This is a genomic window from Phenylobacterium sp., from assembly GCF_024508875.1.
Taxonomy (GTDB): domain Bacteria; phylum Pseudomonadota; class Alphaproteobacteria; order Caulobacterales; family Caulobacteraceae; genus Phenylobacterium.
Map to the genome: position 1 here is coordinate 1 of NZ_JANINU010000017.1, position 13,514 is coordinate 13,514.

General features: G+C 68.8%; 18 protein-coding genes. 10 read left to right on the forward strand and 8 right to left on the reverse strand.

All coding sequences use genetic code 11. The annotated features are described in order from the left end of the window. Positions 1 to 407: glutathione S-transferase C-terminal domain-containing protein (locus Q0L11_RS02255; RefSeq protein WP_296595223.1), on the forward strand; the 407-nt coding region annotated here is incomplete at its 5' end. Positions 408 to 413: 6 nt separating this feature from the next. Here the strand turns inward: Q0L11_RS02255 and Q0L11_RS02260 are convergent. Then, positions 414 to 914: an ATP-binding protein gene (locus tag Q0L11_RS02260; protein ID WP_296595224.1), complete on the reverse strand. Its 501-nt coding sequence runs from the start codon at positions 912 to 914 to the stop codon at positions 414 to 416. Between the two features lie 42 nt (positions 915 to 956). Further along, positions 957 to 1,745, reverse strand: a complete 789-nt coding sequence (locus Q0L11_RS02265) for an SDR family NAD(P)-dependent oxidoreductase (RefSeq protein ID WP_296595225.1) — start codon at positions 1,743 to 1,745, stop codon at positions 957 to 959. A gap of 123 nt (positions 1,746 to 1,868) precedes the next feature. Between Q0L11_RS02265 and Q0L11_RS02270 the strand changes: the two genes are divergently transcribed. Beyond that, the gene (locus Q0L11_RS02270) at positions 1,869 to 2,390 is read left to right on the forward strand and encodes a GNAT family N-acetyltransferase (RefSeq protein ID WP_296595226.1); all 522 of its coding nucleotides are present in this window, start codon (positions 1,869 to 1,871) and stop codon (positions 2,388 to 2,390) included. A 4-nt stretch (positions 2,391 to 2,394) separates the two neighbouring features. On the opposite strand, the gene Q0L11_RS02275 is transcribed toward Q0L11_RS02270, so the two are convergent. Further along, positions 2,395 to 2,568, reverse strand: a complete 174-nt coding sequence (locus Q0L11_RS02275; RefSeq protein WP_296595227.1) for a hypothetical protein — start codon at positions 2,566 to 2,568, stop codon at positions 2,395 to 2,397. Between the two features lie 242 nt (positions 2,569 to 2,810). Beyond that, the gene (locus Q0L11_RS02280; protein WP_296595228.1) at positions 2,811 to 3,506 is read right to left on the reverse strand and encodes a VIT family protein; all 696 of its coding nucleotides are present in this window, start codon (positions 3,504 to 3,506) and stop codon (positions 2,811 to 2,813) included. A gap of 122 nt (positions 3,507 to 3,628) precedes the next feature. On the opposite strand from Q0L11_RS02280, the gene Q0L11_RS02285 reads away from it, so the two are divergent. Next, on the forward strand, positions 3,629 to 3,895 hold the full coding sequence (locus Q0L11_RS02285; RefSeq protein WP_296595229.1) for a hypothetical protein: 267 nt from the start codon (positions 3,629 to 3,631) through the stop codon (positions 3,893 to 3,895). 152 nt (positions 3,896 to 4,047) lie between these two features. On the opposite strand, the gene carB is transcribed toward Q0L11_RS02285, so the two are convergent. Then, positions 4,048 to 7,338, reverse strand: a complete 3,291-nt coding sequence (gene carB / locus Q0L11_RS02290) for a carbamoyl-phosphate synthase large subunit (RefSeq protein WP_296595230.1) — start codon at positions 7,336 to 7,338, stop codon at positions 4,048 to 4,050. Between the two features lie 248 nt (positions 7,339 to 7,586). Between carB and Q0L11_RS02295 the strand changes: the two genes are divergently transcribed. From Q0L11_RS02295 to Q0L11_RS02315, 5 genes are all read left to right on the forward strand, one after another. Further along, positions 7,587 to 7,817 carry a hypothetical protein gene (locus Q0L11_RS02295; RefSeq protein ID WP_296595231.1) on the forward strand — a complete coding sequence of 77 codons (231 nt, stop codon included), beginning with the start codon at positions 7,587 to 7,589 and terminating at the stop codon, positions 7,815 to 7,817. Positions 7,818 to 7,849: 32 nt separating this feature from the next. After that, on the forward strand, positions 7,850 to 8,266 hold the full coding sequence (locus tag Q0L11_RS02300; RefSeq protein ID WP_296595232.1) for a cupin domain-containing protein: 417 nt from the start codon (positions 7,850 to 7,852) through the stop codon (positions 8,264 to 8,266). Positions 8,267 to 8,353: 87 nt separating this feature from the next. Next, a complete protein-coding gene (locus Q0L11_RS02305) occupies positions 8,354 to 8,911 on the forward strand; it encodes a sigma-70 family RNA polymerase sigma factor (RefSeq protein WP_296595233.1) in 558 nt (185 codons plus the stop codon). Next, positions 8,908 to 9,675: an anti-sigma factor gene (locus Q0L11_RS02310; RefSeq protein ID WP_296595234.1), complete on the forward strand. Its 768-nt coding sequence runs from the start codon at positions 8,908 to 8,910 to the stop codon at positions 9,673 to 9,675. The genes Q0L11_RS02305 and Q0L11_RS02310 overlap by 4 nt, the downstream gene beginning before the upstream one ends. Before the next feature lie 94 nt (positions 9,676 to 9,769). Then, positions 9,770 to 10,243, forward strand: coding sequence for a YbjN domain-containing protein (locus tag Q0L11_RS02315; RefSeq protein WP_296595235.1), 474 nt, complete (start codon positions 9,770 to 9,772; stop codon positions 10,241 to 10,243). Between the two features lies 1 nt (position 10,244). On the opposite strand, the gene Q0L11_RS02320 is transcribed toward Q0L11_RS02315, so the two are convergent. Continuing rightward, positions 10,245 to 10,943 (reverse strand): HAD family hydrolase, encoded by a 699-nt coding sequence (locus tag Q0L11_RS02320; RefSeq protein ID WP_296595236.1) that lies wholly within the window; start codon positions 10,941 to 10,943, stop codon positions 10,245 to 10,247. Between the two features lie 159 nt (positions 10,944 to 11,102). Here Q0L11_RS02320 and Q0L11_RS02325 point away from each other — a divergent pair, with 159 nt between their 5' ends. Next, positions 11,103 to 12,227 (forward strand): response regulator, encoded by a 1,125-nt coding sequence (locus Q0L11_RS02325; RefSeq protein WP_296595237.1) that lies wholly within the window; start codon positions 11,103 to 11,105, stop codon positions 12,225 to 12,227. On the opposite strand, the gene Q0L11_RS02330 is transcribed toward Q0L11_RS02325, so the two are convergent. Both Q0L11_RS02330 and Q0L11_RS02335 read right to left on the reverse strand, forming a co-directional pair. Then, positions 12,206 to 12,451 (reverse strand): DUF1272 domain-containing protein, encoded by a 246-nt coding sequence (locus tag Q0L11_RS02330; RefSeq protein ID WP_296595238.1) that lies wholly within the window; start codon positions 12,449 to 12,451, stop codon positions 12,206 to 12,208. The two genes, Q0L11_RS02325 and Q0L11_RS02330, sit on opposite strands and share 22 nt — an antisense overlap. A gap of 62 nt (positions 12,452 to 12,513) precedes the next feature. Beyond that, positions 12,514 to 12,948, reverse strand: coding sequence for a DUF1330 domain-containing protein (locus Q0L11_RS02335; protein WP_296595239.1), 435 nt, complete (start codon positions 12,946 to 12,948; stop codon positions 12,514 to 12,516). 78 nt (positions 12,949 to 13,026) lie between these two features. Between Q0L11_RS02335 and Q0L11_RS02340 the strand changes: the two genes are divergently transcribed. Next, positions 13,027 to 13,514 (forward strand): carbamoyl-phosphate synthase domain-containing protein (locus Q0L11_RS02340; RefSeq protein WP_296595240.1); only part of this gene is annotated, 488 nt, incomplete at its 3' end.

Below are 13,514 nucleotides of genomic sequence, written 5' to 3' on the forward strand. Positions count from 1 at the left end.
TGGCCGACCGCTACAGCTACGGGACGCTGGCGCCGCGCATCGAGGACAAGGACCGAGGCGCATACTTGAAGTGGATGGTCTATTCGACGGCGGTGGTGGACCCCGTGGCCTCACTTCACCGCAACCAGATCGACCTGCCTGGCTTCGAAGTCGGCTTCGGGGCCTTCGACGACATGGTCGGGGCGCTGACCAGCACGCTGGAGGACCGCCAGTGGCTGCTGGGCGAACGGTTCAGCGCCGCGGACATCGTGCTGGGCGGCACGATCTCGCGGCTGTTCTATCAGAAGGTGCTTCCCGACCATCCTGTCCTGGTCGAGTACAACGCGCGCCTGACCCAGCGCGAAGCGTTCCACCGGGCCGCCGACGCGACCTGGCCGGCGCACCTCTACCCAACCTTCCAGCACTGACGCCGTTCAGGCGCTCTCGCTGACGATGGCGCCCTTCAGCTCCTCGGGGCTGGGGTGCTCGAACACGCCTTCGGCGAAGTCGAACATGGCGGGCGAGACCTCGATGGCGAAGTTCTCGCCCTGAACCACGTTCCGCTCGGCGACCCGCGCGCGGCGGACATCGACGTCGGCGGTGACGAAATGGAACTGAAGGGGCAGTTCCGCGGCCTCGGCGATCTCGCGCACCCGGGCCCGATCGGCGCGCCGCAGCAGGCCGATGTCGAGAATCACGGGCACGCCGGTCGCCAGCACGCCGGCCGCCACCGACCAGATCTGGGCCTCGCAGCGCTGCACGCGCTGGATCATCCAGTCGTACTCGATCGGATCGGGCATGTCGGGCGCGAAGAGCTGGGCCATCCACTCGTCGAGCACGAAGGCCACCGCCTTCTCCCGGCGGGCGAAGGCGTGGGCGTAGGTCGTCTTGCCGGCGCCGGAAGGGCCGAAGATCACGTGGACGGTCGCGGTCATGCCGCGGCTCTAGCGGACCTCGGGCCGGCCGTCGACCGCCGGTCAGCGCACTGTGAGGCCGCCGTCGATCACCAGTTCCTGACCGGTGACGTACCGGCTCTCGTTCGAACACAGCCAGAGCACGCCGTTGGCGATGTCCTCGGGCCAGCCCTTGACGCCCAGGGGCACGGCCATGGCCGACATGGCGTCGAGGTCTGGCGGGGCGTTGGCGCCGGGGTTCACGGCCTCGCCCACCGTCACCCAGATCGGCGTCTCGATCAGCCCGGGGTGGACCGAGTTCACGCGGATGCCGTCCTTGGCGTTGGCGCACTCCATGGCCACCGCCTTGGTGAAGAGGCGCACGCCCCCCTTGGTGGCGCAGTAGCCGGCGAGGCCCGCCGAGCCCTTCAGGCCCGCCACGGACGAGATGTTCACGATGCTGCCGCCGTCGCCGGAGGCGCGCATCAGCGGGATCGAGTGCTTGGTGCCGAGGAACACGCCGTCCAGGTTGATCGCCGTCTGGCGGCGCCAGTTGGCCAGGGTCATCTCGATCACCGAGCCGCCGATGCCGATGCCGGCGTTGTTCACCAGGATGTCGAGGCGGCCGTGGCGGTCGCGGATGCCATCGACGACCTCGGTCCAGACGTCCTCGTCGGTGACGTCCTGATGGCGGTACTCGGCCTTGCCGCCGGCCTTGCGGATGCCGTCGACCACCTCTTCGCCCAGGGCGTCCTGAATGTCGGTGACCACCACGAAGGCGCCCTCGGCCGCCAGCTTCTCGGCGCAGCCGCGCCCGATCCCACTGGCCCCGCCGGTGACGAGCGCCACCCTGCCGCTGACACGACCCGCCATGTTCGTCCCTCCCTTATCGTTGATCACTCAGGCGTAGCGCAGGGGCCGGCCGGCGGATAGCCCCCATCATGGAACCTCATGGCCGGGCTTGACGCGCGGCGGCGGGCGGGAAATGGGGCGCTCATGCAGATCGAGATCCGCCCCTGCGGGCCCGGCGACGCGGCGGCCCTGGCGCTGGTAGGGCAGGCGACGTTCCTGGAGACCTACGCCCACGTGCTGCCGGGGGCGGACATCGTCGCCCATTGCGAGCGCGAGCACGGCGCGGACCGCTACGCCGGGTGGCTGCAGCGTCCGGAAGCCTACCGTCTGTGGGGGGCGGAAGTGGCGGGCGGCGGGCCGATGGTAGGGTATGTGATGCTGAGCCCGCCGGACCTGCCCGTGCGGACCGGGCCGCCGGACCTGGAGATCAAGCGGATCTACCTGCTGTCACGTTTCCACGGGGGCGGGGTGGGCGCGCGGCTGATGCAGACCGCGCTGGAGGGCGCAAGAGCGCTGGGCGCCCGGCGCGTGCTGCTGGGCGTCTTCGGCGAGAACGCGAGCGCAATCGCCTTCTACGCCCGCCAGGGCTTCACCGAGGCGGGCGTGCGGAAGTTTCGAGTGGGCGCCAACACCTACGACGACCTGGTGCTGGCGAAGGACCTCTAGGTCCCTACTGCATCCACTTGGGTGTGCTGCTGCCCGTGGTCACGATCCCGTAGATCAGCCCGATGGCGAGCAGGACGATGGCGGCGACCATGACAACCCCTATGACGCCTTCGAACTTCTCAGCCAGATGCTTGGGCTTGTGGTGACGGACTTCGCCGGTATGCGGCTCGGTATGCATGAGACTTCCTCGCAATCCTGTTGGTGGAGTTCTTGAGCTCCACGCCAGGCTGCGGCAGGCGCCTCAGGCGTCCCCCCGGAAGTTCGCCCGCCCCCTTGCGGAGACGTGTGTGCGGGCCGCCGGGGCGCGCCCTTGCCGCCTGTCTCAGTCAGGCGATTTCAAGAGTCTGCGCCCGGAATTCGAGACGGTCAATCAGCAAGCTTGGGCGCTGAGCGTGGCCGTGCGGGCGGGCTCCGGCGCGCTCACGCGGCGACGCCGAAAAGGCGGCCGACTCCGGCGGTGGCCGCCAGCGCGAGCGCGCCCCAGAACGTCACGCGCACGACCGGCTTCCAAAGACTGGCGCCGCCAGCGCGGCCGCCCACGGCGCCCAGAACCGCGAGAAGCAGGATCGAGGCTGCCGCGACAACAGGCACGATGCCGCCCGCCGGCGCTACGGCCGCGGCGGCCAGCGGCAGGGCCGCGCCCACCGAGAACGTGAGGGCCGAGGTCAGCGCCGCCTGGATGGGCCGCGCCGCGGTGATCTCGGAGATGCCCAGCTCGTCCCGCGCGTGGGCGCCCAGCGCATCCTTGGCCATGAGCTGGTCGGCGACCTGCAGGGCCAGGGCGTGGTCGAGGCCGCGATCGACGTATATGTTCGCCAGCTCCTCGCGCTCGAAGGCCGGCTGGGTCTTCAGTTCGTTACGCTCGCGGGCCAGGTCGGCGTTTTCGGTGTCGGCCTGGGAACTGACCGAGACGTATTCGCCGGCGGCCATCGAGAACGCGCCGGCGACGAGGCCCGCCACGCCCGCCAGCAACACCGCCCCGCGCCCCTGCGATGCGGCGGCCACGCCGACGACGAGGCTGGCGGTCGAGACGATTCCGTCGTTGGCGCCCAGCACGGCGGCGCGTAGCCACCCGATCCGCTGGATCGCATGACGTTCCATGTGGCGTGGGGCCATGGGAACTCCCTTTGCGCGCGTGACCTGACCAAGCGATTTCACCCTATTCCGGCCGGGAGCGACAGCCGCCTTGATCCGGCTCAGGTCTGGCGTCACACCGGGCGCAATTTCTGGAGGCCCGCATGGTCAATCTCGACGACTACATCGACGACGGCGAGGAGGGGCCCGACGTCGCCGCGGACTTCGCGGCGCTGAAGGGCTGCCTAAAGGCGCTGGCCGACGCCATCGCCAGCACGAACCTGGCCGTGATCAACGGGGCCCAGGGCGACGTCCAGGCCGCGACCCAGCGGGTTCAGGCCTCGATCGCCGCGCTGAAGCGCTTCCACGACGCGATGAAGGTCCTGGAGGCCGGGACGGAGGATGAAGAGGCCGCCGAAGAGGAGGAGTAGTCCCCTCGCACGTCTGCTCGTCATTGCCGGGCTCGTCGCGGCTACCCGGAAGCGCCGACGTTGGATCCGTGGTCGACGGCGTGGCCGCGCCCTACATCGCGCCGCCTGCGCGTCTGGATCCCCGGGACGAGCCCGGGGATGCCGAGCCTTGATCAGGCGTAGCTCTGCAGCGGCCGAACCTCGAGCGGGGCCTCGGCGAGCGCCGCGATGGCGCGGGCCGCCGCAAGGGCCGCCGGCGTGGTGGTGAAGTAGGGGATCTTCATCATCAGGGCCGTCCGGCGGATCTCGAACGAGTCCATCAGCGACTGCTTGCCCTCGGTGGTGTTGAAGACGAGCTGCACTTCGCCGTTCTTCATGTGGTCGACGATGTGCGGGCGGCCCTCCAGCACCTTCTTCACCAGCTCGACCGTGACGCCGTTGTCGGTGAGGAAGGCGGCCGTGCCGGCGGTCGCAAGGATGCGGAAGCCCTGGGCCGAGATGATCTGGGCCGCCTCCAGGATCCAGTGCTTGTCGCTGTCCTTGACCGAGATGAAGGCGCACCCCTTGGAGGGCAGGATGGTGCCGCCTCCGAGCTGGCTCTTCGCAAAGGCGCGGGCGAAGGCGGGGCCGGGGCCCTCGCCGGGGCGGATCCAGTCCAGGCCCATCACCTCGCCGGTCGAGCGCATCTCGGGGCCCAGCACCGTGTCGACCTTCGGGAACTTGGCGAACGGGAAGACCGCCTCCTTCACCGCGACGTGGTCGTAGGGCTTGTCGGCCAGGTCGAAGTCGCCGAGCGGCTTGCCGGCCATGATCTTGGCGGCGATGGCGGCGACCGGCTCGCCGATGGTCTTGGCCACGAACGGCACCGTGCGGCTGGCGCGCGGGTTGACTTCGAGCACGTAGATTCGGGGCTCCGCCGACTGCGGCTCCTCGATGGCGAACTGCACGTTCATCAGGCCGCGCACGTTCAGCGCCTTGGCCATGGCGACCGTCTGGCGCTTCAGCTCGGCGATCGTCTCGTCGCGCAGCGAGAACGGCGGCAGCGAACAGGCGCTGTCGCCCGAGTGCACGCCGGCTTCCTCGATGTGCTCCATGACGCCGGCCACGAAGACCTCGCCGTTCGCATCGCAGATGGCGTCCACGTCCACCTCGGTGGCGCGGCTGAGGTACTGGTCGATCAGCACGGGGCTGTCGCCCGACACCTGGACGGCGGTGTTGATGTAGCGTTCGAGCTGTTCGTCGTCGCGGACGATCTCCATGCCGCGGCCGCCCAGCACGTAGGAGGGGCGGATCACGACCGGGTAGCCGACCTTGTGCGCGGCGTCGAAAGCCTCGTCGCGGCTGCGGGCCAGGGCGTTCACCGGCTGGGCGATCTTCAGTTTGTGCAGCAGTTGCTGGAACCGCTCGCGGTCTTCGGCCAGGTCGATGGCGTCGGGGCTGGTGCCGAGGATCGGGATGCCCGCGTCCTCCAGCGGCTTGGCCAGCTTCAGCGGGGTCTGGCCGCCGAACTGCACGATCACGCCGATCAGCTCGCCGCGGGCGCGCTCGGTCTCGATCAACTCCAGCACGTCCTCTGCGGTCAGAGGCTCGAAGTAGAGGCGGTCCGAGGTGTCGTAGTCCGTCGAGACGGTCTCGGGGTTGCAGTTGACCATGATCGACTCCACGCCGATCTCGTCCAGCGCGTAGGCCGCGTGGACGCAGCAGTAGTCGAACTCGATCCCCTGGCCGATCCGGTTCGGACCGCCGCCCAGGATGATCGCCTTCTTGCGGTCCGACGGCTCGCTTTCGCAGTCCGGGATCTGGCCCAGGGCGCCCGTCTCGTAGGTCGAGTACATGTAGGGCGTCGAGGCGCGGAACTCGCCGGCGCAGGTGTCGATGCGCTTGAACACCGGCCGCACGCCCAGGGCCCGGCGCTGCTCGCGCACCTCCTTCTCGGTGGTGTGGGTCAGCTTGGCCAGGCGGGCGTCTGAGAAGCCTTGAGACTTCAGCTTGCGGAAATCGGCGGCCGCGGTCGGCAGGCCGCTCGCGCGAAGCTGTTCCTCGGTCTTCACCAGGGCTTCGAGCTGGCGCAGGAACCAGGGCTCGTAGCTGCAGGCGCCGTGGATCTCGTCGCAGGTCAGGCCGGCGCGGAAGGCCTGGGCGATGACGCGCAGCCGGTCGGGCGTCGGCGTGGCCAGGGCGCGCAGGATCGCGGCGTGGCCCATCTCGGGGTCTTCGCCGCCCTCGATGGCGATCTCGTCCAGGCCGGTCAGGCCGGTCTCCAGCCCCCGCAGGGCCTTCTGCAGGCTCTCGGCGAAGGTGCGGCCGATGGCCATGACCTCGCCCACCGACTTCATCTGGGTGGTCAGGTAGGGCTCGGAGCCGGGGAACTTCTCGAAGGCGAACCGCGGGATCTTGGTGACGACGTAGTCGATCGAGGGCTCGAACGAGGCGGGCGTCGCGCCCGTGATGTCGTTCATCAGCTCGTCCAGGGTGTAGCCGACGGCCAGGCGGGCGGCGACCTTGGCGATCGGGAAGCCGGTGGCCTTGGAGGCCAGCGCCGACGAACGCGACACGCGCGGGTTCATCTCGATGACCACCATGCGGCCGTCCGCCGGGTTCACCGCCCACTGGACGTTGGAGCCGCCGGTTTCGACGCCGATCTCGCGCAGGACGTCGATCGAGGCCTTCCGCATCTGCTGATATTCCTTGTCGGTCAGCGTGAGCGCGGGGGCGACGGTGATGGAGTCGCCGGTGTGGACGCCCATCGGGTCAATGTTCTCGATGGAGCAGACGATGATGCAGTTGTCCGCCTTGTCGCGGACGACCTCCATTTCGTACTCCTTCCAGCCAAGCACGCTCTCCTCGATGAGCACCTCGGTAGTGGGCGACAGGTCCAGGCCCCGTTCCACGATCTCGCGGAACTCCTCGACGTTGTAGGCGATGCCGCCGCCCGTGCCGGCCAGCGTGAACGACGGGCGGATGATCGCGGGCAGGCCCACGAACTCCAGGCCCTCCATGGCCTCGTCCATCGTGTGGGCGGCCTTGGACTTGGGGCTCTCGAGGCCCAGCTTGTCCATGGCGTCGCGGAATTTCTGGCGGTCCTCGGCCTTGTCGATCACATCGGCCTTCGCGCCGATCATCTCGACGCCGAACTTCTTCAGGACGCCACGCTCTTCAAGGGCAAGGGCGGTGTTCAGCGCCGTCTGGCCGCCCATGGTGGGCAGCAGGGCGTCCGGACGCTCCTTCTCGATGATCTTCTCGACCATCTCGGGCGTGATCGGCTCGATGTACGTCGCGTCGGCGACGTTCGGGTCGGTCATGATCGTCGCGGGGTTCGAATTGACCAGCACGATCCGGTAGCCCTCGGCGCGCAGCGCCTTGCAGGCCTGCACGCCGGAATAGTCGAACTCGCAGGCCTGGCCGATGACGATCGGGCCGGCGCCGATGATCAGGATCGAGGAGATGTCTGTGCGTTTGGGCATTGGTCTCGCGCGAAGAGGCGGCCGCGCCGCTGGGAGCGCGCCGACACCGGTCAGAACTGCAGGTTAAGGCGCCCAAATAGAGGGGGAGGCCCCCTGGCGCAAGCAGACTCCGAGGGCAGAGCGACGCAGTTCGGTAACCGCCATTTGGTTCCCGGAAATTTCTCTTACGAATCACGCAACTAACGGGCCGCTGGAGCTCTATCGTCTCGAGCGCCGAGGTTTGGCGCGCGACAGACGCGGAGCGCCCGATGAGCCTGATCGACAGAATCCCGACCCTCAGCGACGACGAGGTCGTGAACCTGCTGACGAACGCCCGTCGGTTGAGCGAAAGCGGCGACGACAAGCAGAAGGCTGCCGCGGCCGAGCTGCTGCCGGCGCTGGAGGCCGAGGCCGAGACGCGTCAAAGCGAGCGCATGGAACGGGCCAAGGCCAAGCGCGCGGCCACCCGAAAGGCGACCCTCAAGGCCGCCGCGGCCTAGCTTCTACTCTCCCAACGGGGCAGGGTGGCTCGATGCGAGCTGCTCTGCCTTTCCTTATTCCTGTCCTGCTTATCGCCGCGCCGGCCGCGGCTCAGGTTTCGCCCGAGCCCGGCAAGCCGGTGGTGGTGGACGCCACCCTGTCAGGACAGCCGATCCGGCCCGCTGCGGGGGTGGTCCGCTACACGATCACCCAGGGCGTGATTCCCGTCGGCGGCGGCGTTCCCGCGCACCGGCATCCGTATCCGCGACTGGTGAATGTGCTGGCCGGCCGGCTCAAGGTGACGAACCTCGACACCGGCGAGGTGCGCGAGCTGAAGGCTGGCGACTGGCTCGTCGACGCCGTCGAGCAGTGGCACGAGACGGCGGTGCTCGGGAGCGAACCCGTGCGCCTCCTCACCATCGACCAGGCCCCGCCGGGCGCAGCGGTGACCATTCCCCGGAACCCCTGATACGGGAGCGCTTGCGTCTTGTGCGCGAGACGGGCAGCTTCGCCGCAATGAGTTCGCCGACCGGGCGACGCAACCGAAGGGTCTGCCTTGGCCGCCGCAGCCACGACAAACGACAGCCTCTCACCGCTGATGACGCGTATCGCCAACGGCGAGCGTGAGGCCCTGCGACAATTGTACCAGGCCACCTCCGCGAAGCTTTTTGGCGTCTGCCTTCGTATCCTCTCCGACCGCGAGGAGAGTGAGGACGTTTTGCAGGACGTGTACGTCACCATCTGGCGACGCGCCGATCGTTTCGACGGTGCGCGCGCAAGCGTGATGACCTGGGTGTCCACCATCGCGCGGAACCGGGCGATCGACCGCCTGCGGGCGCGTGGGCCCATGGCCTACGCCGAGCCGGTGGACGAGCTGGAAATCCCGGACGGCGCCGAGAGCGCCGAGGCGCTTTTGTCGGCGGCCGACGACCGCAGCCGCCTGGCCGGCTGCATGTCGGAACTGGACGACCGCACCCAGTCGGTGATCCGGACCGCGTTTTTTGAAGGCGTGACTTACGAAGCCTTAGCCAAGCGCATGGATGCTCCGCTGGGCACCGTGAAGAGTTGGATCCGTCGGGGACTGGCGAAGCTGAAGGGGTGCCTCCAGTCATGAGCGAAGCCCCTGATCTTTCCGAAGCCGAAGCCTTCGCCGCCGAGCACGCGCTGGGTGTCCTGAACGCTCGCGAGCGGGCCGAGGCCGAGGCCCGCATGGCCCGCGAGCCGGCCTTCGCCGCCGACGTGGAAGCCTGGCGTTCGCGCCTGACCCCCATGCTGGACAACATCGAGCCGGTCCCTGCCCCTGAAGGCCTGTGGCCGCGCATCGAGCGGCTGCTGCCGGCCAACATGGGCGGTGGGGCTGCGCCGGCCAACGACAACAGCGCCTCGCTCATGAACAAGGTCCGTTTCTGGCGGAACACGGCCGTGGGCGGCTTCGCCCTGGCCGCGGCCAGTCTCGCCGGCGTGATGGTCCAGGTGAACCAGCCGCCGGTCGTGGTCGAGAAGCAGGTGCCGGTTGCCCCGCAAGGCCAACTGCTGAGCGCCAGCGTCGTCAGCCAGGAGGGCAGCCGCGTCCAGCCGCTGTTCACCGCGGCCTACGATCCCGACCGCAAGGCGCTGATCGTCACCTCGCTGCTGCCGGAAGGCTCCGACCGCGACAAGGTGCACGAGCTGTGGCTGATCGCGGGCCAGGACAATCCGAAGTCCCTGGGCCTGGTGGAGTCGGGCAAGGCGAAGATCATCGCCCTGCCGACCGAGCTGATGGCCAAGATGTCGGAAGGCGCGGCGCTGGCCGTCTCGATCGAGCCGCCGGGCGGCTCGAAGAATCCGAACGGCCCGAGCGGTCCGGTCATCGGCGTCGGCAAGCTGTCGCGGCTGTAGCCTGACGTTCGTCTGAACGACGGTTTCGCGCGTGGGTGCGTGGCGCTGGCCGCGCACCGCGTGCCATCCTGTGCGCCGATCGAGGGGGCGAGTCATGAAGCGTACGATCCTGGCGGTGGCGACGGCGGCGGCGCTGCTCCTCGGGGCTGGCGGGGCGGAGGCGCGTCCGATCCCGGAGGCTGGGCTGACGGTCGAGGAACTGCTGGCCTTCGTGAAGAGCGCCGGGTTCGACGCCAAGATCGAGAAGACCGACGACGGCTCGCCCTACGTCACGACCAAGAAGGACGGGATCAACTTCGACGTCGATCTCTACGATTGCGACCACGGCAAGTGCCGGGCGATCCAGTTCGTGGCGAGCTTCGACCTCAAGGAACCCCTGAGCGCCGCCAAGGCCAATGAGTGGAACCTGAAGAAGCGCTACGTCCGCGTCTATCTCGACCAGACCGGCGATCCGATCTTCGCCTACGACGCCAACGTCGCGCCGGGCGGCACCTACGAGGCGCTGCAGGACGATCTGGACGTCTTCCTGCAGTTCCTGCCGGAGATGCTCGAGCACATCGGCTGGTAGATCAGGCCTTGGAGGCCAGCCAGCCGGGCAGTTTCGAGATCGAGTCCAGTTCAACCAGGCGCGGATGGTCCGCGGGGGCCTCGGCGACTTCGTGCGCCCAGGTGATGTGGTAGGGGATGTAGACGCCCCAGCTCCCGGCCTCGAGCGCGGGCAGGATATCGGAGCGCATGGAGTTGCCGCACATCACGGCCTCGGCGGCGCCCGTGCCGTAGCGCTCGAACACGCGGGTGTAGGTGGAGGCGTCCTTCTCGCTGACGATCTCGACGGCGGCGAACAGGTCGCCCAGGCCGGAGGCCGCCAGCTTCTGCTCCTGGTGCAGGAGGTCGCCCTTGGTGATCAGGACGAGGCGGTAGCCGGCTTCCGACAGCTTGGCCAGCGCCTGGTCGACGCCGGGCAGGGGCTCGACAGGCTCCGAGAGCATCTCGCGGCCGGCCGCGAGGATGTCGGCGATCAGGCGTCCCGGCGGCTGGCCCTGGGTCAGCTCCATCGCCGTCTCGATCATGGAGAGCGTGAAGCCCTTCACGCCATAGCCGTAGAGCCTCAGGTTTCGCTTCTCGACCTCGGCCAGCCTGGCGTTGGTGGTCTCGTGATCGGCGAATTCGGACAGCATCGCCCGCAGCCGGTCCTGGGTGAGACGAAAGATCGTCTCGTTGTGCCAGAGGGTGTCGTCGGCATCGAGGCCGACCGTGGTGATGCGCATGCCGCTTCCCTTAAGGTCCGTTGGCCCGCCTGCGCAATCGGCGGGCGCCGCCTGCTAGCGCCCTGGGCGCCGGACGCCAATCCCATGTGCGGCCGGCGATTGAAAGGCGGCGGACATAGGTCGGTCGCATGCTCGTGACAGTTCGATTCGGAGACCCGCATGTGGGGGGACGGTCTCAAGGCGTGGTTCGCGCGGCTGACGGGGGCAGCGGCGCTGGCGGAGGCGCGCGCCCAGGCCGAGCGCGCCGAGGCGCGCCTGCGCGACGCGATCGACGCCATCCCTGAGGGCGTCGTCTTCCTGGACGCCGAAGGGCGCTACATCCTTTGGAACCGTCGCTACGCCGAGATCTATCACCGCTCGGCGGACCTGTTCCGGCCGGGCGCGCGCCTGATCGACACCCTGCGCGAGGGGGTGAAGCGCGGCGACTATCCAGACGCCATTGGGCGTGAGGAGGCCTGGCTCGCCGAGCGCGCCGCCAAGCTGTCCACCGCCACCGGCGATCGCCACGAGCAGCAGGTGGCCGACGGCCGCTGGCTGATGATCGAGGAGCGGCGAACCTCGGACGGCGGGGTCATCGGCCTGCGCGTCGACATCACCGAGATGAAGCGCCAGGCCGAGGCGCTGGAGCAGGCGCTGGCCCATGCGGAGGCCGCCCAGAAGGCCAAGGGCGAGTTCCTGGCCGACATGAGCCACGAACTGCGCACGCCGCTGAACGGCGTGGTGGGCTTGGCCCAGGCGCTGGACGCGACCGATCTCAACCCCGAGCAGCGGGGCCTGGTGTCGGACATCAGGGCCGCCGCGCGCCAGCTAGACCGCTTGGTCAACGGCCTGCTGGACTACGGCGACGCCGACCTGGCGCCAGAGGACGCTGCGGGCCATGCGCCGGACCGGCCTTTGAAGGTGCTCGCCGCGGACGACAATCCAACCAACCGCAAGGTCATAGAGCTGATGCTGGAGGCGGCGGGGGTTCAGGTTGTAACTGTGGAGAATGGCTACGAGGCAGTCGAGGCCTGGCGCGGAGGCGGCTTCGACGCGGTGCTGATGGACCTGCGCATGCCAGTCACCGACGGGCTTTCCGCGATTCGGGCGATCCGCTCCGAGGAACTGGCGGAAGGCCGCAAGCGCACGCCCACGATCGTGCTTTCGGCTAACACTTCGCCGGACGACCGCGCGGCCAGCGCCGCAGCGGGGGCCGACGGTCACATCGCCAAGCCGATCCGCGTGGAGGCCCTGTTCGGCGCGCTGGAGAGCGCGCTGGAAGGTCAGGCGGCGCAGGCCTTGTGAGGCTTCAGCACCCGCTCGGTCGAGGCGGGGAAACGGGCCAGGGCTCCCTCCGGCCGGATGGGCCGGCGCACGAGTTCGCCGCCGCAATTCGGACAGGCGCCGCCAAGGCGGGTCTCCACGCAGTCAGCGCAGAAGGTGCACTCGAAAGTGCAGATGCGGGCGAGCGGGCTATCGGCCGGAAGGTCGCGGTCGCAGCATTCGCAGTTGGGGCGGAGGGCGAGCATGGGATCAGGATGTCCGACGCTGGGCGTGGCGGAAATGCCGATGTTCCCTCGTTTTCAGCCAGCTATTCGCTGAACCCTTCGCCAGGTTCGCGGATCGGATCGAGGCGCAGCAGGCGGGAGTCGTCGACGCCGGCGGTGCGATGCTGGACCAGCTGGCGGTACTCGGGGTCGCGGACCATCTCGATGAAGGCGGCCGAGCTCGGATATTCGGCGATGAAGGCGATGTCCCAGGCTTCGGCGCCGGGGCCGGTCACCATCACCTGCGGCCGGCCCGCCCAGATCTGCTTGCCGCCCACCCGCTTGAAGATATGGGCGGTGGTCCGGCCATAGGCGCGATAGGCGTCGAGGCCCGTAAGATCCCTGCCGTGATCTGGGTGCCCCTCCGGGTATTCCGCCTTAGGCTTCAGCCGGATCAGGTTCAGCATCTGGATCGGCTGATCGCGCGGCAGTCCCTTGAAGACCTCCCAGGCCTCGCGGTCCGGATCGATATAGGCCATAGGTCCCTCGCGTCGCATTGACCCCGTGTCCGGGACTCACTACCTACGCCGCCGTTTGCCCACAAGGAGCCCCTCACCATGAGCCGTGACCTGCTGCCTGGCGTCACCGGAGTCCTGGTGCTGGCCGATGGAACCGTTCTGCAGGGGATCGGCGTGGGCGCGGTCGGCGAGGCGGTAGGCGAGGTGTGCTTCAACACCGCCATGACCGGCTACCAGGAGATCCTGACCGATCCCTCCTACATGGCTCAGATCGTGGCCTTCACCTTCCCGCATGTGGGAAACGTCGGCACGAACATCGAAGACATCGAGCAGATGTCGGGCTCGGCCGACACGGCCGCCCGCGGCGCGATCTTCCGCGACCTGCCGACCAAGCCGGCCAACTGGCGGGCCGACAGCGACCTCGAGACCTGGATGAGCCGCCGCGGCGTCATCGGCCTGGCGGGCGTCGACACGCGCGCGCTGACCCGGTCGATCCGCGAACATGGCATGCCGCATGGCGTCATCGCTCACCACCCCGAGGGCAAGTTCGACCTCGACGCCCTGGTCGCCAAGGCCAAGGCCTGGTC

Coding starts and splice junctions, on each gene's coding strand:
- Q0L11_RS02295 (WP_296595231.1), top strand. CDS start 7,587: ATGAGCCTGATCGACAGAATCCCGACCCTCAGCGACGACGAGGTCGTG.
- Q0L11_RS02300 (WP_296595232.1), top strand. CDS start 7,850: ATGCGAGCTGCTCTGCCTTTCCTTATTCCTGTCCTGCTTATCGCCGCG.
- Q0L11_RS02285 (WP_296595229.1), top strand. CDS start 3,629: ATGGTCAATCTCGACGACTACATCGACGACGGCGAGGAGGGGCCCGAC.
- Q0L11_RS02335 (WP_296595239.1), bottom strand. CDS start 12,948: ATGGCCTATATCGATCCGGACCGCGAGGCCTGGGAGGTCTTCAAGGGA.
- Q0L11_RS02310 (WP_296595234.1), top strand. CDS start 8,908: ATGAGCGAAGCCCCTGATCTTTCCGAAGCCGAAGCCTTCGCCGCCGAG.
- Q0L11_RS02330 (WP_296595238.1), bottom strand. CDS start 12,451: ATGCTCGCCCTCCGCCCCAACTGCGAATGCTGCGACCGCGACCTTCCG.
- Q0L11_RS02275 (WP_296595227.1), bottom strand. CDS start 2,568: ATGCATACCGAGCCGCATACCGGCGAAGTCCGTCACCACAAGCCCAAG.
- Q0L11_RS02320 (WP_296595236.1), bottom strand. CDS start 10,943: ATGCGCATCACCACGGTCGGCCTCGATGCCGACGACACCCTCTGGCAC.
- Q0L11_RS02260 (WP_296595224.1), bottom strand. CDS start 914: ATGACCGCGACCGTCCACGTGATCTTCGGCCCTTCCGGCGCCGGCAAG.
- Q0L11_RS02280 (WP_296595228.1), bottom strand. CDS start 3,506: ATGGCCCCACGCCACATGGAACGTCATGCGATCCAGCGGATCGGGTGG.
- carB (WP_296595230.1), bottom strand. CDS start 7,338: ATGCCCAAACGCACAGACATCTCCTCGATCCTGATCATCGGCGCCGGC.
- Q0L11_RS02270 (WP_296595226.1), top strand. CDS start 1,869: ATGCAGATCGAGATCCGCCCCTGCGGGCCCGGCGACGCGGCGGCCCTG.
- Q0L11_RS02325 (WP_296595237.1), top strand. CDS start 11,103: ATGTGGGGGGACGGTCTCAAGGCGTGGTTCGCGCGGCTGACGGGGGCA.
- Q0L11_RS02315 (WP_296595235.1), top strand. CDS start 9,770: ATGAAGCGTACGATCCTGGCGGTGGCGACGGCGGCGGCGCTGCTCCTC.
- Q0L11_RS02265 (WP_296595225.1), bottom strand. CDS start 1,745: ATGGCGGGTCGTGTCAGCGGCAGGGTGGCGCTCGTCACCGGCGGGGCC.